The organism is Lysinibacillus sp. UGB7, assembly GCF_049058285.1.
Taxonomy (GTDB): Bacteria; Bacillota; Bacilli; order Bacillales_A; family Planococcaceae; genus Lysinibacillus; species Lysinibacillus sphaericus_B.
On sequence record NZ_JBMGUV010000033.1, the window covers coordinates 34,640 to 59,726 of the forward strand.

28 protein-coding genes and 1 pseudogene are annotated in these 25,087 nt (G+C 32.1%); 7 read left to right on the forward strand and 22 right to left on the reverse strand.

Annotation, left to right across the window (positions count from 1 at the left end; all coding sequences use genetic code 11):
* Positions 1 to 425: 425 nt before the first annotated feature.
* The 9 genes from ACOMCU_RS22515 to ACOMCU_RS22555 form a co-directional block, all read right to left on the reverse strand.
* Positions 426 to 1,133 carry a hypothetical protein gene (locus tag ACOMCU_RS22515; RefSeq protein ID WP_421051464.1) on the reverse strand — a complete coding sequence of 236 codons (708 nt, stop codon included), beginning with the start codon at positions 1,131 to 1,133 and terminating at the stop codon, positions 426 to 428.
* Between the two features lie 43 nt (positions 1,134 to 1,176).
* On the reverse strand, positions 1,177 to 2,151 hold the full coding sequence (locus tag ACOMCU_RS22520; protein WP_421051465.1) for a hypothetical protein: 975 nt from the start codon (positions 2,149 to 2,151) through the stop codon (positions 1,177 to 1,179).
* Between the two features lie 14 nt (positions 2,152 to 2,165).
* Positions 2,166 to 4,301 (reverse strand): SNF2-related protein, encoded by a 2,136-nt coding sequence (locus ACOMCU_RS22525; protein WP_421051466.1) that lies wholly within the window; start codon positions 4,299 to 4,301, stop codon positions 2,166 to 2,168.
* Between the two features lie 62 nt (positions 4,302 to 4,363).
* Positions 4,364 to 5,482: a hypothetical protein gene (locus tag ACOMCU_RS22530; RefSeq protein WP_421051467.1), complete on the reverse strand. Its 1,119-nt coding sequence runs from the start codon at positions 5,480 to 5,482 to the stop codon at positions 4,364 to 4,366.
* Between the two features lie 267 nt (positions 5,483 to 5,749).
* A complete protein-coding gene (locus tag ACOMCU_RS22535; RefSeq protein ID WP_421051468.1) occupies positions 5,750 to 6,616 on the reverse strand; it encodes a hypothetical protein in 867 nt (288 codons plus the stop codon).
* A 99-nt stretch (positions 6,617 to 6,715) separates the two neighbouring features.
* On the reverse strand, positions 6,716 to 6,958 hold the full coding sequence (locus tag ACOMCU_RS22540; RefSeq protein WP_421051469.1) for a hypothetical protein: 243 nt from the start codon (positions 6,956 to 6,958) through the stop codon (positions 6,716 to 6,718).
* Positions 6,959 to 6,988: 30 nt separating this feature from the next.
* A complete protein-coding gene (gene dnaX / locus ACOMCU_RS22545) occupies positions 6,989 to 9,034 on the reverse strand; it encodes a DNA polymerase III subunit gamma/tau (RefSeq protein ID WP_421051470.1) in 2,046 nt (681 codons plus the stop codon).
* Between the two features lie 43 nt (positions 9,035 to 9,077).
* Positions 9,078 to 9,905: a ThiF family adenylyltransferase gene (locus tag ACOMCU_RS22550; RefSeq protein WP_421051471.1), complete on the reverse strand. Its 828-nt coding sequence runs from the start codon at positions 9,903 to 9,905 to the stop codon at positions 9,078 to 9,080.
* Positions 9,902 to 10,996 carry a hypothetical protein gene (locus ACOMCU_RS22555; protein WP_421051472.1) on the reverse strand — a complete coding sequence of 365 codons (1,095 nt, stop codon included), beginning with the start codon at positions 10,994 to 10,996 and terminating at the stop codon, positions 9,902 to 9,904. The genes ACOMCU_RS22550 and ACOMCU_RS22555 overlap by 4 nt, the downstream gene beginning before the upstream one ends.
* 281 nt (positions 10,997 to 11,277) lie before the next feature.
* On the opposite strand from ACOMCU_RS22555, the gene ACOMCU_RS22560 reads away from it, so the two are divergent.
* Positions 11,278 to 11,520, forward strand: a complete 243-nt coding sequence (locus ACOMCU_RS22560) for a transcriptional regulator (protein WP_421051473.1) — start codon at positions 11,278 to 11,280, stop codon at positions 11,518 to 11,520.
* 37 nt (positions 11,521 to 11,557) lie between these two features.
* On the opposite strand, the gene ACOMCU_RS22565 is transcribed toward ACOMCU_RS22560, so the two are convergent.
* From ACOMCU_RS22565 to ACOMCU_RS22610, 10 genes are all read right to left on the reverse strand, one after another.
* Positions 11,558 to 12,397 (reverse strand): hypothetical protein, encoded by an 840-nt coding sequence (locus tag ACOMCU_RS22565; protein WP_421051474.1) that lies wholly within the window; start codon positions 12,395 to 12,397, stop codon positions 11,558 to 11,560.
* Positions 12,398 to 12,592: 195 nt separating this feature from the next.
* The gene (locus tag ACOMCU_RS22570) at positions 12,593 to 13,432 is read right to left on the reverse strand and encodes a type II toxin-antitoxin system PemK/MazF family toxin (RefSeq protein WP_421051475.1); all 840 of its coding nucleotides are present in this window, start codon (positions 13,430 to 13,432) and stop codon (positions 12,593 to 12,595) included.
* A 167-nt stretch (positions 13,433 to 13,599) separates the two neighbouring features.
* Complete coding sequence (locus ACOMCU_RS22575; protein ID WP_421051476.1) at positions 13,600 to 14,682, reverse strand: hypothetical protein; 1,083 nt, start codon at positions 14,680 to 14,682, stop codon at positions 13,600 to 13,602.
* Positions 14,683 to 14,687: 5 nt separating this feature from the next.
* Positions 14,688 to 15,203 (reverse strand): hypothetical protein, encoded by a 516-nt coding sequence (locus ACOMCU_RS22580; RefSeq protein WP_421051477.1) that lies wholly within the window; start codon positions 15,201 to 15,203, stop codon positions 14,688 to 14,690.
* 9 nt (positions 15,204 to 15,212) lie between these two features.
* A complete protein-coding gene (locus ACOMCU_RS22585) occupies positions 15,213 to 15,545 on the reverse strand; it encodes a hypothetical protein (RefSeq protein WP_421051478.1) in 333 nt (110 codons plus the stop codon).
* Positions 15,546 to 15,583: 38 nt separating this feature from the next.
* Positions 15,584 to 16,684 carry a hypothetical protein gene (locus ACOMCU_RS22590; protein ID WP_421051479.1) on the reverse strand — a complete coding sequence of 367 codons (1,101 nt, stop codon included), beginning with the start codon at positions 16,682 to 16,684 and terminating at the stop codon, positions 15,584 to 15,586.
* Entirely contained in the window at positions 16,681 to 17,145 is a 465-nt protein-coding gene (locus tag ACOMCU_RS22595; protein WP_421051480.1) for a hypothetical protein, read from the reverse strand. Before ACOMCU_RS22595 ends, ACOMCU_RS22590 begins: the two co-directional genes overlap by 4 nt.
* A gap of 9 nt (positions 17,146 to 17,154) precedes the next feature.
* Positions 17,155 to 17,487 carry a hypothetical protein gene (locus ACOMCU_RS22600; protein WP_421051481.1) on the reverse strand — a complete coding sequence of 111 codons (333 nt, stop codon included), beginning with the start codon at positions 17,485 to 17,487 and terminating at the stop codon, positions 17,155 to 17,157.
* 92 nt (positions 17,488 to 17,579) lie between these two features.
* On the reverse strand, positions 17,580 to 18,479 hold the full coding sequence (locus tag ACOMCU_RS22605; protein WP_421051482.1) for a 5'-3' exonuclease: 900 nt from the start codon (positions 18,477 to 18,479) through the stop codon (positions 17,580 to 17,582).
* Between the two features lie 13 nt (positions 18,480 to 18,492).
* Entirely contained in the window at positions 18,493 to 18,747 is a 255-nt protein-coding gene (locus tag ACOMCU_RS22610; protein ID WP_421051483.1) for a hypothetical protein, read from the reverse strand.
* Positions 18,748 to 19,121: 374 nt separating this feature from the next.
* On the opposite strand from ACOMCU_RS22610, the gene ACOMCU_RS22615 reads away from it, so the two are divergent.
* The 5 genes from ACOMCU_RS22615 to ACOMCU_RS22635 all read left to right on the forward strand — a co-directional run bounded on the left by ACOMCU_RS22615 (position 19,122) and on the right by ACOMCU_RS22635 (position 22,038).
* Positions 19,122 to 20,072, forward strand: a complete 951-nt coding sequence (locus ACOMCU_RS22615; RefSeq protein ID WP_421051484.1) for a hypothetical protein — start codon at positions 19,122 to 19,124, stop codon at positions 20,070 to 20,072.
* 147 nt (positions 20,073 to 20,219) lie between these two features.
* The gene (locus ACOMCU_RS22620) at positions 20,220 to 21,044 is read left to right on the forward strand and encodes a DUF4121 family protein (RefSeq protein ID WP_421051485.1); all 825 of its coding nucleotides are present in this window, start codon (positions 20,220 to 20,222) and stop codon (positions 21,042 to 21,044) included.
* A 36-nt stretch (positions 21,045 to 21,080) separates the two neighbouring features.
* On the forward strand, positions 21,081 to 21,311 hold the full coding sequence (locus ACOMCU_RS22625; RefSeq protein ID WP_421051486.1) for a DUF4314 domain-containing protein: 231 nt from the start codon (positions 21,081 to 21,083) through the stop codon (positions 21,309 to 21,311).
* Complete coding sequence (locus ACOMCU_RS22630) at positions 21,308 to 21,658, forward strand: hypothetical protein (protein ID WP_421051487.1); 351 nt, start codon at positions 21,308 to 21,310, stop codon at positions 21,656 to 21,658. Before ACOMCU_RS22625 ends, ACOMCU_RS22630 begins: the two co-directional genes overlap by 4 nt.
* 50 nt (positions 21,659 to 21,708) lie before the next feature.
* Entirely contained in the window at positions 21,709 to 22,038 is a 330-nt protein-coding gene (locus ACOMCU_RS22635) for a hypothetical protein (protein ID WP_421051488.1), read from the forward strand.
* A gap of 281 nt (positions 22,039 to 22,319) precedes the next feature.
* Here the strand turns inward: ACOMCU_RS22635 and ACOMCU_RS22640 are convergent, their stop codons facing one another.
* Positions 22,320 to 23,489: a C39 family peptidase gene (locus ACOMCU_RS22640; RefSeq protein ID WP_421051489.1), complete on the reverse strand. Its 1,170-nt coding sequence runs from the start codon at positions 23,487 to 23,489 to the stop codon at positions 22,320 to 22,322.
* 241 nt (positions 23,490 to 23,730) lie between these two features.
* Between ACOMCU_RS22640 and ACOMCU_RS22645 the strand changes: the two genes are divergently transcribed.
* Positions 23,731 to 24,189, forward strand: a complete 459-nt coding sequence (locus ACOMCU_RS22645; protein ID WP_421051490.1) for a hypothetical protein — start codon at positions 23,731 to 23,733, stop codon at positions 24,187 to 24,189.
* A gap of 37 nt (positions 24,190 to 24,226) precedes the next feature.
* Here the strand turns inward: ACOMCU_RS22645 and ACOMCU_RS22650 are convergent.
* Both ACOMCU_RS22650 and ACOMCU_RS22655 read right to left on the reverse strand, forming a co-directional pair.
* Positions 24,227 to 24,394: pseudogene (locus ACOMCU_RS22650) on the reverse strand (heteromeric transposase endonuclease subunit TnsA); the annotation flags it as partial.
* A 153-nt stretch (positions 24,395 to 24,547) separates the two neighbouring features.
* A complete protein-coding gene (locus ACOMCU_RS22655) occupies positions 24,548 to 24,676 on the reverse strand; it encodes a hypothetical protein (protein ID WP_421051491.1) in 129 nt (42 codons plus the stop codon).
* Positions 24,677 to 25,087 lie beyond the last annotated feature (411 nt).

A 25,087-nucleotide genomic window follows, 5' to 3' on the forward strand; every position in this document is an offset into this window, starting at 1 on the left:
TACTTTTTTGTAAGATTATAAATGTCAAAAGGAGTGATTAAACTATCTCCCGTTATAGATCTCCTTTGTTAACGTCACTAATACTTGGTAGTTATTACAAACGGTACTGAAGACCCACTCATTCTGTAACTCATTGTCCAAAAATCATTTATTGTCGTATACTTTTGATTTAGATGTTTAGGTAGAAAATATAAATTAATCCTGTTTTTTTAATTTTTAACATCCATTAATTATATATTATCAAAAAGAGTACGACAATAGACACTGTATAACAATAAGTACGAATGACTATATAACGCCAAAATTTTATCACAAATTACCAGTATTAGTGAGAATATACCCCTTCCTTAAAGGATTCAAATATATATTAAAACCATTTGAATCCTTTAAGGAAGGGGTGTGAAACCACACTCCTCAATGTATATTTATGCTACTTTTTTTATTACAAACGATTCGGTCCCGTATCCATGCTCTACTGTTTCAGCATCGTCAGAGTGAATCACACGAAATTCCCCATTAGGTAATAAAGTTCCTTTGAGAAGAATAAAATCTTCGTCCCCTGTAACAATAGGTTTATCTGTAGAAAGCTTTAAACTAGCACCTTCATAGTTAATAGAATTCTCAACTGAGTTGTATAAACCCAATACTACCGATAATTCATTTTCCTTCAGGTCTGTTAAAAGATTAGTCACTAAACCTGCAGTTTTCTCTCCAACTACTTCTTTAATTTTATTTTTTATTTCATCCCCTAAATGAGAATTATTACATCCCTCCGTATGATTATCCATTTCAATATTTATAGCATTCACAATTTGATTTAAGTTATTATTTACTTCCTCCGTAATTTCCGAATGAGAAAATTCTACTAAATCTTCGTTATTTATAATTTGTTTAAAGAGTATAGTATTATCCTCTAATTGTATTTCTGTCACCGCATCCTTAATTAATATAGTCCCATAACTTGAAGCTTCATCAACTGGTTGAATAGTCTTACTTGCATTTTCAACTTGACTTACAGCTGAAAACGCCCATTTTGACTCTCTTTTCTGTGCAAAGCTTTCACTTAGTGCACTCAAAGCTCCTATGACTACCAGCAACATAAATGTCCCTATTAGTACCATAATTTCTAACATAAATTGTTAGCCTCCTTAAAATTGGGGCAAAAATAGCCCCTAGTTAAAATAGTAAAATTTGTCCTTCGACAATACCTTCTTTTTTGCTTCTGTATGTTGCTACTTTAAGTTCGTTTTCTAAATAAAATTTTGACGAATTATCATTCGATACTTTCACTTTATCGCTCTCTATTAACTTAATTTCTTCGTCTGTTTCAACAGAAATATCAGTAATTGATATTAAAGAATCATCTTCTTTGGACTCTTCGATTACTAAATCATCTATTGTTATAAGAGGTTCCACTTCCGTTGTATCGATAACTATGTCTTCTGTTTTAACTAATGGTTCTTCAACATGTAAAATGTCATCAAGGACAACTTCTTCAACCCGTTCAGTTCTAACAATATTGTTAGAACCTTGGGTGCAGTCTGCTAATTCCTTTCCATTCTCATTTTCAACCCAGTCATTATCTTCTTCTAATTGAAATTCTCCCTTAAATGTCAGCTCAGAGACTAATTGAAGCCATTCTTTTTGCTTAGTATCTTCTAGATTTTCAAAATCTTGAGTAACCCAGTCACCGTAATATAACGCTCCCGTAGTTTTCTCAAATTCTTCTAGGCAATAAAATAGTCCAATTTCTTCAAAAAATGATTTTCTATAAATTAGGTTTTGTCGAACTAATTCTATGTCAGTCAGTAACAAGTTTCTTATCTTGTTCAAAGATGAATCCATACAAGAAAACCACTCATGAATTATTCCTTTAAATAAGGGATTAACTGAGAAATTTTTATTCTCTAAAGTGAGAGCAAACCCAACTTGTTCGTTATCTAATTCAACCAATGAATAATTGTACTTTTGAGCAAAGTTTTTCATCCATTTTGGCATTTTTTCTGCAAAATGAATCTTAATTATTTTGTCCTTATCCTTTGGATGAAATTGAAGTAAAGTTGGTTTTGCAAAAAAACTTTCCTTCTTTCGTGTACTACCACTATAAAAATTGAAGGTCACATATGCCAATGTGCCATCGTATACAATCATGGTAAAGTCCTCCCTTAACTTACGTATTCATATTCAGCTCGACTTGTACCACGGCTTAACATTTCTTTAGCAAATGTTTCATAATCTACGCTTCCAACACCTGATACGCATTGTCCTTCAAACTCCTTTGCTACTTCAGCAAAATCAAGTTCTTTACGGTCAATAGCCAAGTCAACACTACTTTGTTTAGATAAAATTAAACTATGCATATTGGCATCGATAGTATCAACACTAATAAGCCATGTTATCTCTACTACATCTTTTTGCCCTAAACGTACAGCACGGGAGTAGCATTGTTCTATTTTCTTCGCGTTATAATCCAAATCATGAAGAATTACACTTTTTGCCTGAGTCAAGGTATATGATTCAGCTCCAGTTTTCATTGTCATAATCAGAACGCTTAATGGATCATTCTCATCCTGAAAACGAGTTAACATTTCAAAACGTCTGCTCATAGGTACGCCACCATGAATATATCCAACCTCATATCCTGGCACGCAAGCATCTAACAGTGACCCTAATTCCTCACAAGTTTTTTTATGTGCCGTGAAAATAAGCATTTTTCTCTTTTGACGAGCTTCTTGTTGCATTTTTTCACGGATAAATGTCAATTTACTTGGTTGAACTAAAGTATTTTTCTTATAATCTTCATGTATCCAGGGACAACTTGCTGCGAGACGTAATTTGTCTAACCAACTACAGATTTCTATAGTTGTTGATTTGTACTTTTCATCTCGTGCATTTGCCACTTTTCTTTGATGTAAAGTAACCCGGAACCAATGGGAAAAATCTGAAAGTACTTTCTTATATAATTCTTTTTCAGCATTTGTTTGTTCAAGATGTAACCGTTTATGAACGGGCTTTGGAACTCGAATTATACGCTCTATGGATGGCTCTTTTTTTAACTTCCTGTACATAATGATGTCTTGCATTTCCCATAACGCTTTCTCATTACTTGTCCTTTTAGAAATACTAGAACTGTCCATCAAAGCAGTCTTAGCTACTCCTCCATAGACATGACGGAAGCATCTATCACCGAAATTCCCGAACGCTTCAAATTTAGAAAGATCAACCTTATTCCAAAAATGGTGACTATCACCCATTAACCAGGCTAATGGCCAGAATAAATCTGAAGCACCGTTTTCCGCTGGAGTACCACTAAGTAATACTCTAGTTTTCGTTTTTATAGCCATTATCGATTTACAGCGACCAGTTTTTCCATTTTTGATTAAATGGCCTTCATCAACTGCAGCTGCATCATAAGATTTATCTAAATATTTATAGAGTGGTTTTTTTCTTCTCTCTATAACGGTCTCACCGCAAGTACAAAAATACTTATCGTCTATCCAATTTTGTAAACACGATGGGCATCTATAAGGTAAATCCTTTTTGCTATAGCGTTCAGTTGTATTTTTTCTTTTAGTCCTAAATTTTATGGTTTCATCAGCCCAAGACTCATATGAAACTAGATGAATTCTTTTAGTTGATCTCATATCCATTGGCTTTTTTAAGATAATATACTCTTCGCCAAGACCTAACGATTTAAATTCATTTTCCCAGTCACAAAAATTCCGACTCATTGTAACAATAAGTATTTTCTTGTTTCTTGGATCCGATGTTAGACCTACAATTGTTGTACGTGTTTTACCTAGCCCCATATCAAGAGCATTTAACAATCGTCGTCTACCAACTATTAGGGAAGCGCACTCTACTTGATATTCAAATAGGCTTGAACCATCCTGTAAAACCCCTCCATATTTAGCTTTTACTTGTTCCTTTACTTTGTTAAAATGCTCTGAGTCAATGTAAGTAGTAAGTGGTATCCCCATAAAATCATGCTTTTTCTTACGGTGTTGATAAATACTTTCGGCCTCATCTAAACCCTCAATTTCAACACCATATTCTTGCAGCATTTTAATTGCCTCTTGGTCCTTTATGGATTCAACATTTTCTCGATGTAGTAAATCAAATGTCAATTTAGATTTAGTTTTACTACGATCTCTTGTTGAACCTCTTAAAAGTTCCGTTTGATAGCGTTTATGTAAACCCACTGATTCTAACAAAGATAATTGCATTAAATTATTGTTTATATTTTTTGTGTTTTGGAAACCAAAACCTTGATTTCTTCTCTTCTTCAAAGTCATCTTCATTATCCATACCTCCATAGATAGAAAAGAAAGAAACGGTTCGCCGAATCTTTCTTTAAACGATTCTAATTTTGTTTTACTTGTCCAATCATTACTTTTAAATTTGAACGATTGTCATCATCCTCGTCACCGCTCAATAGAGTAATTGGTGCCGTTTTTTGAGTAAATGCAAGTAAAACTTCTTCAGATCGGAGAACTGTTAAAGCTGCCTCAAGGTTATTAGGGTTTACGGAAAAGCCTTCTTTTACCTCTGATTCAACAACAGCCCCAATTTTCTCTATAAGGATATCTTTAAGGACTGCAAAGTGCTTTGTATCCTTTTTAAATACCTTCATTACTGGAGTTTGACCACCTAATTTTTTGACACGTCTTGTTGTTTCTAACAATTCCATACGGTCTGCGCGCCAAATTATCGGAGCAGTTTCATCACAAAATAACTTCTCAGTATCAGGGAATTTTCCATCTATTAGTCTTGATATTGCTAGAACTTTTGAACTTTCAATAATAATGTTAGAACCTGTTTTGTCTAGCGATACTGTGACTATTTCATTTGAAGAAATCAGTTCCGTTATGGAATAAAACGTATCACACGGTATCGTTATTGAAGTATCAAACCAATCCATTTCCTCAATTGATTTAATTGCTTTTACCGAATTGGTTGCTTGTACTATAATTCCATTTTCAGTTTTACTAAAATTAATTCCGGTACAAGTTGGTTCTTTAATTGCAGCCTTACTATTTGGAAGAGCGCAGAAAGTGGCAAAATTCAATCTAAAATAATTCCACTTTCCTTCTGGGAAAGAGATAGATTGAGATGTATCAGGAGAAGTCAATGCAATCTCATTTTCTTTAACAGTTAACAAGGTAATACCACTACCGCTTCCCCACTTAAGTTGGACATTATCTTTTGGTGAGGAAAAAACTGAGATTTCTACTTCATCTGGTAATGAAGATACTTTTAGTTGAAATTCCAATACAGAAGTCGCAAACGAAAGATCCTTGGAAACTTCTGTTTCAATGGTTTTTACAACTGATAGTAGTTCCCCACTAAATGAAAAGCTTACAGTTCCCTTCTCCTTAGATGCTGAAACAAAAATATAGCTTTGAGTTAAGCGAGATCTTTTTGCAGCACTAACAATTTTACTTACTTCATTTTGTAAAATCTCCACATTAATTTTGAACATTACTGTTCCTCCTAAAAATTTATTTATCTATAAGCACGAAAAAAAGCACTCTTGATAAATGAACAGACCTATCCTCTAAAGGAAAAGTTTGTACACTTCAAGAGTGCATTTAAATTGCTATTCACCGTGTGGTTATAGCTTGGAAACGTTCTTAAATAGATACGTCCATTATATCTATTTGTTGGAGTAAATTCAAGTAACGATGAAAAATGCATATAACTTTCTACATACTTTTTCAACTAAAACTTGTCTTTTATTCCCATGTTATTACAAAACACGTTTAATGAAATGTTCCATTTGTAATGTGAAATGTCCATTAGAGTACATATTACGAGACAATTCATCAATAGCTTTTCCCCACTTTAGGAGTTCATGCCACTGATATTTTGGAACATTCCCCCACAAGTGGTATTGGCCTTTTGCTTCTGCAAATAAGGCTTTAACATAAGATTGAACGAGACGAAGGCAAATATTCCGCTTTTCTCTGTTTTCAAAATCTTTTTCCAAAAATTGCACTTTTTGTAACGCGTGGAGTCTAGAAGATCCAAGAATATCTCGTATTGAATGAATCCATTTGTCTGCCACATCTTTTAATTCTTCTGCTTGATCTACTGAAATATGAATTTCTTCAAAAATGCCTAAGCCGTTAAACATCAAACCACGGCTTACAGCTGTTTTCATAAAGCCTGAACTATCTTCTAACTTTTCTATTTGAACACGACTTCTAATTGTTTCTAATAAAAGTTCTTTAGAATGACCGAGAAGTAAGATTGTTACATTTGGTTTAGGTTCTTCTAAAAACTTCAAGAAAGCATTGCTCGCTTGAATATTCATTTTATCTGCACCATGTATGATAAATACTTGTCCTTTTCCGTCAGCGCTCTTATATGCTGCCTTCTCATGAATTTCACGTATTTGATCAACTTTAACGTCAAGTCCTTCAGGACGTATTACTATAACATCAGGATGATTATGATTATATATTCTTTTACAAGTTATACAATCATCCTCATGAGCACCACAAAGGATTCTACTTGCTAACCAGAGTGCAAATGTTTCATTACCACCCTCTAAAAAGTAAGCATGACTTAAACGTTTAGTACTAATTAAATTTTCGAATAATGCCTTTGACATTACTTATACCTCCTTTGAAAAAAGATAGGCTTTTGCCTATCTTTTAATTTAAAAATACATTGATTTAAGTATGAAATGAATTATCCTGGGTAACACCCGTCATTCATCATCTTCTTTATCAAACTCGTCATATTGAGTGTTCTCTTTTATTTGTTGATAGAAAAATTCTATCAAATCTAATAAGTCTGAACTGTCTGTTTCGGTATATGTTATTATTTGATTCCATAAATTTTCATGCTTATCATCAAACTGTATGCCATCGTTCTTTAGAACACAAAGCACTGCTTTATATAGCATTTCTATTTGAGCAATTTTTAAGTCAAAGTGAATGTTCATTTTCATTCTCCATTTCTCTATTGTTCCAATTACCGTTTATTTTTTATCTCTTAAATGTTTGAAAGCAGTAACTACTGTTTTCCATTCGTCATTAGTAATTGCGATATATTCCATCTCTTTATACGTGTTCTCAAATGCTTCTGAAATATTTTTACGATGAACAACCTTTTCAATTAATTTAACTTGAATTTTATTTTCATGTACCAAAATTACAGTATTATCGTTCACTGCTTTAGCAACAAACTCACTAAACACTCTTTTTGAGGAAATATTTAGGTTTCCTAATTCATTAACAATAGATTCTCTAACTTTATTAAACTGCTCACGAAACTCTAGCGTGGCTGTTTGAAGTATCTCCATAACACTCTTTTCTCTTTTAGAAAGAATTATGTTATTTGCATTACCAATATCTTCTTCTTCTTCGATGACACTACCTTTAGATTCACTTCCAGGTGGTGACTCTTTTGTTTCTGAATTTAATGGGGGCATCGTCCATGTTGTATTATCACTTTCTTCCTCTGGTGGTGGGTCACCTATAGGATAACTCGGATCCACTTCCGGAGGAATTTCTGTCCAATCTAAGCCTTTTTCATTAGCTTCTACTGCCATCTTTATGAACTCAACTGGATCATTTATATCAACTACACGATCGTTATTATCCAATTGAGCTGCTGACGTCGAAGCGGGTTCAAAGCCCGGTAAATTCACTTCTGAATTTCTAAAAGCAGTAATATCAACCTGTGAAGTAACAAAATTTTGATTATTACTTTCTTTTGCCTCTTGTAGTTTTGTTTGTTCTGGTAAGAAATCATTATCTGTGTTTTTTTCATCTGAAGAATTCAGTTCAGCAGTTGAAACAGACTCATTTAATTCACTTACTTGCTCTGATATATTATTGACATAATTGACTGTATTAGCATTCGTAATCATTAATCGTAATTCATCAATCTGAGCCTGTAGTGAAGCTTTCTCGCCATGAACCATACGAATAATTGTCATTTCCATTAATAGCTGTATGTCGTGATGGAATTTAGAATTGCTTAAAGTTTGTTGAAGCTCTTCTAAGTAAATATAAATTTTTTCCTCATCAACACAATTCACTACACTTTGAAAATTTTCATCTGTATTTGCCTTCTTTAATGTCGCTTCTGGTCCTAATTTTTTAAAAATCAAAATGTCTCTGAGGTATATCATCATTTCCTCAATAAAGAATTTTGGTTCTTTTCCAGACTCAAAACAAGTATTAAAATGACTTAATGCCGCTTCAATCTGTTCATTTGCTAACAAAGAAATCAAATGCCCAATTACTCGAACATCCACAGCTCCAGTTAATTCTAAAATCTCAGATAAAGTTACAATTTCTGAAAAATCTGTTTTTCTAGACAATGCTTGATCCAATAAACTTAACGCGTCTCGCATACCTCCAGCTGATACTTGAGCAATTAAATTTAATGCAGTATCTTCTACGGAGCGACCTTCTTGAATAAGTACATATTTAAGGCGGCCAACAATTTCATGAGTAGATATTCTCCGAAAATCAAAACGTTGACACCGAGAGAGAATTGTTGGTGGTAATTTGTGAACCTCTGTTGTTGCCAAAACAAAGCGTGCATGTGATGGCGGTTCCTCTAATGTTTTCAGAAAAGCATTGAACGCTTGAGTCGTAAGCATATGCACTTCATCCAAAATATACACTTTGTATTTTCCGTTCATAGGGGCCAGAATAATGTTTTCCTTTAACTGGCGAATATCATCTACACTGTTATTACTAGCTGCGTCTAGTTCAATGATGTCTGTAGAGTCATTCGAACAAGAATGGCACTTACCGCATGGGTTACATCCATCTGGATTTTCACAATTTAGTGCTTTAGCAAATAATTTAGCAGTACTTGTTTTACCAGTTCCTCGCGGACCAGTAAATAAATATGCATGTGAAACAGTTCCTTGAGCAATTGCATTTTCCAAGGTAATTCTTACATGATCTTGTCCAACTAAACTTGAAAAATCATCTGGTCGATATTTTCTATAAAGGGCTTTATGCTCTAATTGAGAAATACTTTCGTTTTTTAATACAGTGTTCATATTATTACCTCCTAGTGAGTTATATTTTAGCAAGCTGCTGTACTCATACTGCGAGCCTGCATAATTCTTTAAAATATTTTTCTGTTCTTTTATCGATATAACGGACGTTTGAAGAACCATATCGCGCATTAAATAGTATCTCGTGCTGAAATAGTTCACCTGTATGGAACAAGTTGTTCATAATGATATTTGCCATTTGAGCAGCAATTTTATTTGTTTCTAAACGTTGAGGATTATTTAATATCTCTGTGCAATTTTGTGTTGGAAATACTGACTCTGTATCAGTTAGAACATTTGGGTACACATCACAAATTGGAGGTAATATTAATTCTCCTTTAGCTTTTAAACCAACAACTACCTGGCCTGAAAATCCGCTGCCAATTATCATACGATTTGCTTCCTCAAATGAGTATTCATTCAACTCTTCCTTCAGAATGACTCCTTCAACTCCAACATCAATGTACAATAAATCACTCACATGATTGAAATAATCATGCATTAATTGTCGGGTTCTATTATTGTCTACACATCCGATTAGAATTTTAAATCTTCCGTCATTTACAAAAAGTCTATCCAACATTTCACCATCAGTAATGTATTGAGGAACAGCTAAAACATCAATACTATAATGATCGCCGTACCGTTCTGCTAAAGCATTTACTTTAAACTCCCCAACATCTTCAATCGTAAAGAGTTGATTCTTAATGTTCTTTTCTTCTGTTTTATCACCATCAGCAATTAGTAAGCGATTCTTTTTCATATCTCTGCCGTAAATCGACATGTCTTGTAGTAAATTCCGAAGGAAATGTGAACCATTTGCTCCTACACCAATTACCACAATGTCCATTGCTTGTCCGAATAGTAGTTTCATAGGTAAAACCCTTCCTTTGTTGAAACATTAGTTTTCCAATGTTTCGGGTAAGAGTAGTCCCTACGATCTTCTTCTAATTCAAATAATTGCTCTGGTTTAATGTCAATTACATCGTCTCTCATTTTAGCTCTAAAGACCATTTCATACTTTTGGCGATTCATTCTTCCAAACACACCGAACACACCAAATGTCGTATTAAATGCTTGTTCATCTGAGTTATCTAATTCAGAGAAAAAGGCTCTCATTACATTGTGAGAATGCACTTCCATAACCGGAATATAACGCGTTGCATTTTTTCCTGTGAATTCTTCATTGTGCTGCAACTCGATATTAATAGCAGTAACTTCCTGTTTAGGGCAATCTACTACATATTTCTTCTTTTTTAAATCCCAATAAATTTTAAGCGCTACTTCGTATTCAGCATCATCTTGTATAAACGACCTAAAAAAACCTAAAATTTGTCTTAAAATCTTATTTTCAATTTTTGGTAGAGCCCACTCAAAAGAAGAAGGAGTTACTGGACAATCAGATATCTTAGTAAATCCTAAACCTTCTAAAGCCTTATTTTTTATTTCTCTACTAACCATTTTTGTAGGTGTAATCATTGTTCCACAGACTGATTGATGTACAGACAGAACATTACCATCTCCACTTAGAATATACCGGTAATATTTATTGGATTCAAAAGCTCCTTCAGCAGAAATAAAAAAAGAAGGCGTAAAGCGACCTTCTTTTGAACCAGCACCTTTACTCCCTGCAAAAGCATCAGGGTATAATTGCTTTTCATCTTTATTGGCATCCCATTTTGTCCGCGCTGCACTAAATTGCGGAAAATGACGTTCTATCCCTTCCCTCAATACCTCTAAAGTAACTCCCTCTTCTGGTATCTCATCGACAAATTCACTTACGCTAAAGTGATCAGTTGCAAAATGAATTGTCCATTCAGCATTAACCAAAAGTGGCTCTTCCTTCTTCTTTGGAGTAGGAGCATTCTTAACTGCATTCTTTTTGCTGCTTTCCTTTTTCTTTTGCTCCTCTGATTGTGTTGTGTCTTCAACACCTAAATCAAATAAAGTTAATTCTTGACTCATAATTAAGTCCTCCTAAAAATTTATTTATCTTGTGAAATGAAAAAACACCTCTCCGATAAATGTACAGACTGATCCCAGCTAGAGATAAGTATGAACACCATCAAAGAAGTGTTATAAATGCTTTCACCGTATGGTTAAGCTCTAAGATTCATTAAACAAGTTATATAAAAATTATATATAAAAAGAATGGATAGAGCAACCATATATAAAAATAACCATTCAATGAAAATTTGTTAAGCAAGAACATTTGTTCTAAAATTAACAGAAAGGAGTGATGCAAGATGAAAAATTCAATTCTAAAAGCTATGAAACACAATGAAATAATGACTATGATATATGTATCTAAAAATGGGGAAATCACACAAAGAAAAGTCAAAATTCTTAAAATAACACATGATACATTTACAGCTTACTGCTTTACAAGACGTGCTAAAAGAATCTTCAATTTTAACAATGTACTTGCTGTTGCTCCTCTAACTTGGGAGGAGCTAAAAGCTTATAAAGCTTTTGGCTCTCCCTGTTAATTAGGTAGTTATTTTCAAGTAATAGAATTTACTGAGTTTATTTAATAATTTTTGATTTTTCTACCCACCCAGTATACGTTTCATCATCTAGATAGAGTATTATTTTTACCCAACTACCTTCACGTTTTTCCACTATTATAGATTGTCCAGTTTTCAACTGTTGTGAAAGGACAACTGGTGCCATTTCACTCATATCATGTCTTAAGTATGTATCCGAGAGGATAACAGCATTATACTTACCCGTTAAATCTATGTGAAGGTTATCCTCCCATAATTCTGTAGTGAACTCCAGAGCTTCTTCAGTAACCGGTGAAATAAATGGTGTAAACAAATATACCAAAATGGAGAACATTATTTGTACCGGAATATTTTTAGATAGTTTTTCAAAAAAGTCTTGGTAAGTAGATGTAGTTTGCAACTCATTTTCATTTATAGATCTCAATTGTTCCTGAATTTCTAGTTGTATATGAGCTTTCATTTCGTTAGAAAGTTCCGTTTCATCCTCTATATCATTATCTAGAGTTAAATTATCTAGATAACTGAAATCTAACGCTGCTAACTGTTCATAAGGAATAGTATTTCGAATTTCCTCAACAACATTTACAAATGAAGGGATTCTTACCATTGACTGACGAAATACATTTATCATTTCAGTAGTTGTTGCTTGTTGTGTTTGTAATGCTGTAACCATTTGAGAAGATATAGAATTTTGAAATTTTTGAAACTGTTTAATTGGCTCTACAGCAGCAGCTTGCGCATTTAATGCAATATCATTATAAATTCTTATATTCTGTAGAGATGATGCTTGAAATGACTGCATTACAGTCTGGATATTTTTTAAAGATTCTATAAATTCTTTTGAAAAATAACTATCCAAATAACTCCTCTCCTATCAAAAAAAATAAACCCCCTAACTAAAGTTAGAGGGTTAGCACACAAAAGTGCAGAATCATTTTAATGCAATTTTGTACATAAAGTACGGGACCGTTCGCCCCCAAATATTATATACTAATATTACCTCAAAATTTAATGGATGTCTAGAGATATTTTAAAAATTTTTTAATCTTTTTTCCTATCTCTTAGTTCTTACTTTTAATTCACTTAATTCTAGGACAAGTTGTTCCTTTTCTTTTTCAAGTTTTAGTATTTCTGTTACCAGTTCTTGCTTCTCACTTTTATTGATTACAAGTTCTTCCTTCAATGATGCATTTTCAATTTCGAGAGTAGTCTTTTCACCCTCCAATATTGTTTTTTCACCTTCCAGTATCGCTTTATCCTGCTCTAAACCTTGGATTTTTAAATTACGCTGTTTAGTCACGTGTTCAGCTAATAATCCACTTAGGGCGTCCTGAATTTCATTTAACTTTGGTTTATCCGTAACACGTCCGTTTGATTGTAATACACGGTACTTAGATACAAATCTAAGTTGTTCTAATTTGATTGTAGAATTTTTAGGTAGGTTTCCATATGGAACAATATTCCGATCTAGTCGAATATGGGTATCAACATTAACTGCATTTGAATAAACCTTAGCATTTGATGTAAGAGGTGCAACAATTAATCCATCCTTTGAACATTTCAAAATAATGGCTGGATGATCATAAATCAACTCAGTGCTGAATCCTCCAAAAAAATCTAACATCACAATTGTACCCTCTTTATAGGTACGATAATGATAATTCGTACTTCTTGGCTTTTTGGCTAAAACATTTACATAATTAGCATATCCATAAATCCATCTAATCCCATCTTGTACAGTAAACTCATTAAATATCTTATTAAGTTGATATTGGCGTTCCGAAATCTCTAATAGTAATTTCGGTTCTTCTTCAACATGTTTACCTTCACAAATAGGTCTTTTAGTTACTGAGTCTTTTTTAAGTTGATTATTAAAATAAGAACGATTTCTCATATTCACACCTCTATTTATTATTAAATTCAAGCATTATAATCTATCAATTTTCGACATTAGTTTTTTAATTATTATCTTTAAACATATCAAAATTATTCCAACTTAACAATATAATGAACAAAGGTATATATTAATTACCTTTGTTCTACTGTATAGAGTTGATACTTTTAACACCAATCCTCAATTTGTTGACTCATTGGCATTAAAACTTTATCAGGATAATTTTTATTTTGATATTTTTTAAAAAGAGATAATGTTTCCGAATTGAGATGGCTATTATTTGATGTACTTAAAAACATCATAGGCATTTGATCGATCGGGAGGTTGTCCCACCCTGACCAGCACACTCTACCATTAGAATAGACATTCGAGTATGGATAATGAAATAAAGGTGTCTCAAGGGTTAATTCGTTTTTTCCTTTTATGGCACATAATCTAATTTCTTTGGTTTTATTATTTACTGTAGATATTGCAAAAAGGAGTCTAGGATGACCCACATTGTCAAATGCAACATCTTGAAATTTAACGCGCATCTTTGTCTTTGGTATGTCATAAAAATATGTGGTTCCAACACTTGTTGTTGCAACAAAAGCTGCATTTTTAGGTACACTTGAAAAGCCATGAATAACTTTATTGTTTACATTTTTTGCTTGTAAGGCTTCAATTAACATAGACGATGGCAAATGCTCTACGTGCATTGCCACCCAATTATCAATTTCATTCTTTTCTTTTAAACCCTTCATGTATTTATAAATTGTTTTTAGTAATTCTTTCTGAAATTTTAAATGTTCACTATTAGTAGTTCCTAAAAAGTATTGCAATAAATCTTTATATAATACTACATATTCGTTTTTACACGGAACACATTTTACTTTATTAACCCATGTTGATAGTACAGGAGTTAATTGATCAACAGAAAGGGCTTCATCACAAGCATTTTCAAGTACAAGTTGCGCTATATCAGAAAATTTATCTCTGTTAAATAAAGAATCTGGAATTTTATTAAATAAACTCACTAAAAAGTGTAACCCATTGTCAGTCATATCGGATAATCCTTCAAAATATTCGTCTAAATCATCGTTTCTTTGATTAATTAATATATCAAATATTAAATCTAGTGAAGCATCTTCGATAAAAGAACGTAATAATGCTTCAAGAGAGATTTTACGACTCCCTACCTTCATTCCATTTTCATATCTATCCATTGTAGGGAAATCCCCTTGTTCTAAAGTAACTACTAATTTGGTCATTTTTATCATTCCTTAATATATTTTAGACATTGAGTATGTGCCTCAAGAAGCGATTCACATATAGTATGCCAACACATATCGCTTCCGCATTCAAATTCTAAGTAACCTCGAAAAATCAACTCATCCTCACAAAAAAAAGAAATTAGTGAAAACATAGATTCAGATGTAGGTTCCATCATTTTCTCATTCAAATCTTCTACCAAACTTTCTAAATCATTTTGAGAATCAATGGACATATGAGCTTTTTGTAGATACGCAGAAGATAAATTGTATAAAGTTAATTTATATTGTTCGCCATCGTATTCTAATTCCCCAATTTCGGTTTTATACAAAAAATAATCTAACGGCCACCAAACATCATCCGTACTGATATATTCCGAATGTCTATCAGAATAAAATATCGTTTTATTCGACAATTTTGTATTTGTATATTCTTCGATTAATTTAAAAATAATTAACATGTCAATCATATTTAACGATTGAAATTTATCTTCAAAATCAATATTTAAATCAAAATTCATAAATTACTCCTAAATAAAAGTTTTTTTATTATTTTTTAATTTATTCCAGTAGTAATTACTACTTCTATTATTCCAATAGCTATCTCTAAATACATTAGACTCTACTCTGTATCCTAAGATAAGTGGTTCTACCTCATATCCTTCATGAGATTTTATTTTCATCAACATATCATATAAATTTTTAAAATCATCCGTAGAGACCGTATCAAAGACTTCTCTTATTTCTCCTAATCGTACGAATGGATTATTATATAGCGCTTGAAATATATTCACATATTTTTCTTTATCGCTTGTAATTGCTTGTTCCTCAATTCTATCGGCAATCTTCGAAATATTAATCATTATTATTTACCTCCTTATAAGAAAAGAATTGCTATAGACTATAGCAATTCTTCTAATTTCCCGAGTAGTTTAAGCTTTGAATCATCAAAATCTTTACCCTCGTATTCTTTATATAATTCCAAACAATTATTAACCATATGATTAGAATTACTTGTAGATAAGAACAAATTCGCAATGTTAGGCAGCAAATCTTTAGTGAAATCTTGATAACCGTACCAACACACGCTTCCATTATTAAATACATGTGCATAAGGATAATGATAGACATCCATGTCATCATTAATTTCATCATGTTCTTTGACAGCAACAAGTTTCATTGAAGAGACTTTTTCACCGCTTAATTTATATATAGCTAATAATCTTGGATGTCCTACGTCTTCAATCGGAGTATCAAAAAACTTTACTCTGAGTCTTGTTTTGGCAACTTCGTATACAAAGCTCGTTCCACGTGAATTTACATTAAAATATGATAATCCTGGAGGAAGTTTTCCACTAAAGAAAGTAATTTTTTTATTTGTGGTTGCTTGAACCTTTTCCATCGCTGTCATCATCTCATAGAACCATTCACTATCCATATGTGGAGTTAAATGTGATATGGCATTTTTCAGTTCATTTTTATGCTCAGTTTTTAATGTGGAAATGATAGCATTGAATATTTCTATTTTTTTCTTATCTAATACTTTGCTATTATTTTCTTCTTTTAAAAAACGTTTTAAAATCACAATAACCAATGTGGCCATATTATCTTCAAGTGGTATTTTATCTGCTTTCTTAGCAATTGAAGTTAAAAAATCTATTAAATATGGATTATCTACTTTTACACTCGATAATCTATTAAATGCAACTGCTAGGTAGTTCAAAAATGCTGGATTTTCTTCATACCATGACGTAGAAAGATTCTCAAATATAGAGATTAAGAATTGATCAAAATTCTCAGGTTCTTCAAGTTCATTTAAGTATTCTTCTAACTCTGATTTTTCTGTACATAAATGCTCGAAAATTGCTCCCATAGGTAAAGGTTTAATAAATCCTTTACAGTAATCAACAAGCCTAATACTTCGTTCACCTACACATACATCATTTTCAAATCGTTGTATTTTAACAGAATTATTTTCCGTTATTGTCGTTACTATTTTCATAAAAAATTATTCTCCTTTAACAGCTCATAGTATGCTCTAAAAAACATTAATGGAATACCTTCATATCCTACTAAATTAAATCGTAGACCATTATCGATATATTCAATAACATCTTCTAATTCATCATCACCACTAAATTCAAGCTCACTCCATCCAAAAGAAATTGAATTGGCTAAAGCACCAATATTCTTTACTTCCGAAGCAAAATTTAATGTCAATATACTTTCTTCTTCATCCCATAGATAATTCGCATCAATCGTATCTAAAAACTCTTTAATATCGCTTATTGCAACATCAATAGGATAATAAGAATATTCATTATATTCGTTTTTACTAAAAATAAAATTTGTTGTATCATGTCCCATTAAGTTAAGTACCTTTGCCATGGTTAAACGAGACATTAATCGTCCTATCGTTTCTCTATCCCCTTGTCCTGCTTGACTAGAAGTCATGTCTATCATATTTTCCTCCTAAAAAAACTTTTGTTTTTTTCGTGGCTTACTCATATAAAACCATAAGAATTCAGGTAATATTTGCAAATTACCACCTTCATAATAATCAATCTTTGAAACAAAATCAGTTACACCAAAACGTTTTTCAGCCCACTTTTCACCTTCCAGTGGTGGAAGCTCAATAACTAGGTCGTAAACTGTTTCAAAATCTTCTAATGTCCAAGTATCGAATTGCTCTTGAATATCCTTAATTTGAACTCCTGGAGGATTGAAATATGCCCATGCTATGATTTCTGCATATGTTGATCTTTCTTCAGACTCTGCAAACTCATTCCACAACTTATCTAACAATGCGTCAGCCTCCCTAAAATAATTCCCACAACTCAATTGCTAGAAATTAATATAATTTTCCAATAGAAAAAGAACTGTTCGTAACAGTTCTTTTAGTAGTACATGATCAGATCAATGATGGATTTCATTGCAAGTTTTTCGCAAATTTTAATTAGTCCAGATTCATTAATCTCATATTCTTTTATTTGAAGCGGCGTATCTACTTTTAATGTAGTTAATTGCTTAGCAAATAAAGCCTCCTTCATTCCATTATCATCAAATTTTTTCTCATATCTTTTAATCTCTTTAGGAAAAGGCATTTCTATTTTTTCGACACACCCAAAGTGTTTAATAATCTTTAGGGCTCCTTTATTTCCTACCCCTGGGACACCTTTAATATTATCCGATGTATCCCCTGCTAGTGATTTAATATCCACTATTTGTTGTGGAATTAATTCGTCCCATTCCAAAGAAAATTGGTGTGGCGTCATTAAAATATCTTCATTATTCTTCCTTCTAACAACAACAGTTACATCATTTCGAATTAATTGAAGTAGATCCTTATCATTTGAAAGGATATATTTATGACCACTTAGTGAATTGCAAGCTGCCCCAATAAGATCATCTGCTTCTAAGTCATCATTCCAAAAATATGGTATACCTGCTGATGTTAATACTTCTCTTATAACTGGGAATTGCCTCTCAAGTAATTCAGGAGTTTCATTACGCCCTTCTTTGTATTCAGGATACAATTTCTTGCGGAACCCTTTTCCTTTATCAAAGAAAACTACAATATTAGTATTAAACTGTTTTTGATAGTTCAACGCCATTCTTAAGAATAATGATACCGCGTTAGTAGGAGTACCGTCCGGTGCTGTAAATTTATTATTTGCAGTAGCGTAAAAAGCGCGGTTTAACAAATTATTACCGTCGATTAATAACCAATCGGTTCTAATTGTTTTGTCCTCTCTCTCGTCTGTAACAAAATCATCGAATAAAGAAATCTGTCTCATTTGATAATCCTCCTTAAAATAAAGTAAGTTGTCCATCCTCATCACTATCGAAATTATTTATTTCGATCATTGGTTGTGAAGGATGGACCGCTTCTGTCGTTTCATGTAAAAAATTACATGATCTAGCACGTTTAGCTCTTTTATAAACTCCACATGCTTGTTGTTTAGCTGGATTACTAATAGCATACACACAAGTTTCAGAACCTAACTTGCATGACTGCCAAAAAGCACAGCAACCAAATGCTGTTACATCCTTTACTTCTTGCATAAAATCCCCCCTTTTAAAAACAAAAAAACCCATTATGAGGGGTAGCAAAAGGACAGACGTATCCCGCTATTACCTCATAATGAGTTTTAAAATAAACTTAAAGCCTTTCACCGTGTGGTTAAGGTTTGATAATTGAAGAAAAAGTGTATATCGGAATTATAACATAATTTATTATTTTTAAAATATACCTAAATTAATTTTTTATGGTAAAATGAATTATCAATTTATTTTTGCAATTTATCACCCTAACCAAACGGTGAAGGGCCTATGTTTTTAAAAGCATTCCAATGTGAATGAAGCTACTATGCTTTTTTCACTATGGAATGCTTTTTTTATTTACCTAAAATATTCCATAATAGAAAGAAGGTAATTTTATGTTAAAACCAGTTTTTTTCATTTTAGTGTTGTTTCCAATCTGCTTAATTGTCGATTACTTTAATGGCACAAGTTGGCTACTGAACTATTCTCATTTTTTAAAAGAATGGTGGAATCTAATACTAGCATTACTGCTGTGTAAAGTTGTTTTCACTAAATCTAAAGATTACAAGTATGACATAATGGAAGACATGCGTATTAATCAATATCTCGCGGAAATCCAAAGGTACTTTAACACACCTTATGTCCCACCTATTATGCTACGATACTTGAAAAACCCCCCTGGCTCGATTCGGCCAACTGACTATGCATATATAAACGATACATTTTATCGTTTAGTCATTAATTCGTTTCGAGATAGAATTTTTGTTTTACAAGATTTCGATTCTATAGAACCTTGTAACCGTTCATCTTATTTTGACGTAATCGGGGTAAAGAATATTACTAAATGTCTGTTGTATCTGTTGATACCATTTGTTTGGCTGTTCTTTGTCTATATCATATTAGAGCAATCCATGTTGACTGATTGGCCTCTTATATCATTACCTTTTATGTTTGCAGCCTTCCAGCGAGGACTCTTTTTCATTGAAGCTTTCATTAAGTACAATCCTTTAAAATTGGATCGCGAATTGAAAGAAAATGATTGCTTGCTGCAAGTAACATGGAGAGATGCCTTTCCGGATCGGGAAGTTGGTATTACATTTGTAAGAGCTTATTATTTTGAGATGGAGCGTAGGCAACGCTACGAATTAACCATTCAAGGTCTTACAATACCGGATCAGTTCCCTGAATGGAAGAATCCAAATTTTGCTCCCTTCCCTTACCCTAGTAAGAATATACCTTCATGGGAGGCAGAATATGAACCGTATTACGATAAAAAATCAAAGGAAATGAACACACCTTTATCTACTAGAAATAGTAACGTTGTTTCTTTTCCGAAAATAAATTAAAGGGGCGAGAATTATGAAACTAAATCGTAATTTTTAGCATGATCAGTTTAATTATTACTGCAAAAGAGTTCTGTAGATATTTCTACAAAACTCTTTTCTTTTTATTGAAAACAAAAGAACATTATCTAATTCAAAGGAGAAATTATTATGAATACAATTAACGCGCTAAAAATCTTTAATGAAAGTTATGATGACCAATACGGCATTAATGAAATTGATTTAGAGATAATCCATGAAATTATTCCAATTATCGAAAATACTCGTGACAATTCTAAACCTCAAGTTGGAGATATTGTACAGTTCACTAATCGTTCTGGAGAATATCATGCTTATGCTCATATTGAATCTGTTACTAATGATTCAGTATATATTTGCGAAAAACCTTATGTTCCTTTTGTGGAAGCTGTTCAAAATGGTGAAAAAATAAAGACTTCAACGAGTGGCGGAGCATGGTTTTACATTCCTCAAGAAATTCGCTTTGTTGGTATGGCTAAAAAAGCATTTAAAGCTTGGGGACATAATGGGCCTTGTGCAAATGGAGCAATTCAATTCGATGCTGAAGTTTCAGTTTGGGAATATACCATTGGTGAACACAAATATACAACAAAGACTCATGATAAATTCGTAGTTTATAACAGTGAAGATGATAAAGATACTGAATACAATTATTTAGTATCAAAAGGACCCCATCGTCATACTGCCTTTAAAACGAAGGAAGAATATGAACGTTGGTTAAAAACATTTAACGGTATAGAGACAGCTGGATATGATTCTCGTAATACGATTGTTTGGACTTACAAACAGAAGTATACATCTATTCCTTTAGAAGATTATTTATCTCTAGAAAATTCAGTCATCGATTCTGAACTTTGGAATGGCAAACATTATGAATGTAAACGAGTAGTAGAAAGTTTGACTATTACAACATATATGCCATATATGAACGAAAGAATAGAGGTTGAAAAGAATTAAAACTCACTCTTCAAACTACCAAAAAGGAGTCATTTTATGAATTCAAATGTTATAGAAAGAAAAATAATGTTCCCTCCAGGAGCAAGAATTGTCGTATTAGAAACGATTGAAGATATATTTACCCCAATACTAAAAGACGAAAAAGGGACTGTATTACATGTTGATGACATTGGTTCTGTTCATACTCAATGGGATAATGGTTCGACACTTGCAGCACTAATCGAAGATAAAATCTCGTTGATTAATAAAGGAGAAGATAAACTATGAAAACAAATACACTACAACTTACTGAAAATGATGTTTACAAATATAACTGCTTGATTGAAAATTGTAATATGATCGAACCTATTGCCAAAACAATATTGAGTCAAAATCCTTTTAAGTGGGTTAATATCGTTACTAGAGCATTTGATTTTACAGTTAAGGGAAATAGTATTTCAACAAATTCTTTCGCAACTTATATTGCAAATTGCTCGTTTATAAAATTTATAGAAATAATAGAAAAAAATGAAATCACCTTAGCAGTAGAAAAAGGTATGTTGGTATTTTTGGGAACAGGAGATATAGAAGAAATTCTTCTCGATTCGCTTTTCAATCTTAATTTTTCATTTTAAATATCCGTTCAAAATTAAGATTATATATTTGATAAATAGGAGCGATAAGAATGAATAATTATAATACATTGGACCACCATGAAGGAATGGTATGGATAAGTAAACTATTTAAAACTGAAAATCGCGGAAATATATGTGTGTTACTAAATGGTGAATTTCAAGTTTTAGCTTATGTTTCCCCTGATATGCTGGAGACAAGAGATTTAGATACAGTAGTAGCTGATATAGTAGCTGCTAATGGTACTTCGTATAAGCTTCAGACTAATCTAATCACTTGCTCAATCTGTGGTATTACTTACGATGAAACGCTTGTAAATATTGTTGATTATCCAGATGATGTCTGTAAGCATTGTGAAAAGAACTACTTAGATGAACAATGATAAAGGTGGATAGAACAAATAAAGAGCAACCTGACGAAGAGTAGTCTACTATGCATTTGAGGAAACATTATGATTTTAAAAGATAAAATAACAAAAGAACGCTTGTCCTTATGGATTAGCGTTCTTTCTTTTTTATATAAAAATTAATAACTATTGTAGCTTTAAAATAAAGTTTGATTAAAAACACTTTGTAAACTACAACTTCATCTTTACATTTAGTTGACTAAAAATCAGCTTTTCTACTTGTGTTTTTAAAGTTTAAACAAAAGGTGTTTTTTATTTTATTTCAATGCCATATAAGTATATCCTGCTTTGCTTTCAAACATTAAAGAAGCTTTAACTCTTGTAGATGAACTTGAACTACCATCAGGATTTAAATAACTAATATCTCCATTACTGTAATAACCATTAATCACTGTCCAATGATAAGGATCTTCAGAACTTAAATATGTTAACATCGCTAAAGGATATTTTTTATCAATAGCGTTGACTACATTTGCGTAAGTTGGCTTTTCAACACCACTAGCATGACCTCTTGATTTCCCTTCCCATAAATTTTTATCTAAATTTAAATGTGTTTGAAGACCATTATGGAACGAGTATTGGTTTGTTCCTATAAAGGAAGAGTTCATCATATAATATAACTGGTTGATTAAACTTGCATTGCCACCATAATAAGAAGAAGCTCTTACATTATAACCTAAACTTTTATAATAATTAGTAATCATTGCGCCAGCAGTTGGTCCACACGAACTATTCGGATTCGCAACGCCGGACATTCTTTGATAAAGTCTAACTACTGGTAAAGATGCATCTGTAGATAATGTAGAAATTGCGTTTTCCTCTAAGCCAACCAATTCTACTTTTTCCACATCACTGCCATAATCCATATTTTCAACTTTTTCTTGTTGAATTGAAGCTGAATAAATATCCACTCCAAATGTTAGACTCTCTATATGTTGTATATACTCCTCATCAACTTCCCCTTGTTTGTTCAAAGTATCAATAGCTTGGTCTTTTATTTTTTCAAATTCCTGGCTTAATTGAGATGAATTAGAGGCAAAAATTAATTCACCTAGTGGTTCATAATATGCTTTCATATCTAAATTTTCTTTGATGCTCTCGCCATAACGACTATCGATTCCATTTTCAAAATTCCCTGATTCTAACAATGTTCCTAATTCTTCTTTAGCTGAAACAATTGCGAAGCCTGTTAACTCTCCTTTATTTATAATGTGATAATAATACGCAATAATACTCTCATCTGAGTGATGCAGTTCTCGGATAAATGATAATTCAATTTCAGGTGATTCTTCATAAATAGTTACCAATTCATTTTTGGCTTGTCTTTCCAATTGCGGATCAACTATAACATTCTCACTTGCTGACGCTTCGCTAATGCCCAAACTAAATAAAATCATGAAACTCATTAAAAGGACAAATTTCTTCATATTCCACCTCTTTTTTCAGATTAGATAATGTAAGTTATCATCTTTATTTTACATTTTTTATATTTATTAACAATAGATACAAAATACTGATTGATTATAATATTATTTACTCATATTTTTTTAAAAAAAGACAAGTATAGATTTATGCACTATAATAGTGTATATATTCTCATTTATTCCGTTATTTTATACTTTTTCTTATTATAGTAAATTTATTAATTAAATTATGAGGTGAGTGATTATGAAAAAATTTTTCCCATTAACAGTCGTATTTACTTTTATTCTTACAGTTGTAGCGATGATATTGACAAATAAGTATAGTCTTAATTTTAAAGATAGTGTAGATCTTATGCCAGGAGGAAATGGAAATGCAGCCTTAATTTTTATTATTATGTTTTCTCCATTCATTTTGTACTTTTTTATATCTATGACTTTTATTTTTAATAGTATTTATATAAAATTTGGTATCAATAAGTATTTATTCAGATATTCATCTCTATTTTTATTTGTTATTTTGTTAACTGTTACAGTTGTTAGGATTTTAAACTTCCATAGTAATATAAAAGATAATTATGATTACGAATTAAATTACTTAAATACTTTTTCGAATCATTTATTTTTTAACTGGTATACATTTCTCTTAATATTATGTTTAACTGCTTTTATTTCAACTTTTTATAAAAAAAAACCTAGATTATAATATACATTTCAAATATTCATGTATCTCATTATTTTAATAGAAATTCATGCTGCCTATTCGTTTTAATACCTTTTAGACGTGTGGACCTACCTAACGATGAAACATCTTGGATTTTTAGCCAAGGTTTATACTCCGAACCAATACCGGTGCCTCGACCTTCTTTAATCCATTTCTCAACTTGCGATGTTCTCGCTCTTTTAGACATAAAAACACCCCTTTAGACCAATAATCTAAAGGGGTGTTTCGTCGCAACTTTATTTTAAACCTCGTATCTTTTGTACTGTAAAGTCATAATAAAGTTATTTAATTTTGATAGGAAAATATAAGAGCCTTGCTACATTTGATTGTAATAAGGCTCTTAAAACTTGTCTAACTCTTCACGATTATGCTTAATTGAAAAATTTCCCCCATACGGCTTTCCTTTTTCTAAAAAAGCTTGTACTTCACTTTCATCTTTAGCTACATCAATACCCACTACTGGGTTCATTTTTTCTCCTCCTACAGCGTATTCACCAGTAACCCCTATTACCTCCAAGTAGTATTATAGCTTCGCTTGTTATACGAGATCTAAGTCCCAACCAGCCTCAAACATATTTCTACAAGTAGGGGGTGAACAGTTTAGTTGACGGGATCAATGTCCCACGCCCCCGTACGTTCTACCCTGGCTACTGTTAGATTAAATCTAAATAAAAAAAGTTCAACCAGAAAGTTCTGGCTGAACTATATAATACGAAGCACCCGTTAGCCATCCATGAAGCGCAAAAATCAGCACTTCACCACAGAAAATGAAAGATGATTAAGTTCTTTAAACCAGCTAATAGAATGTCAAGAAAAACATTTTTAATCGAAAAACACTTCATGTTATACTAAAAATGCGCAAGACAAATAACCCTCCTCG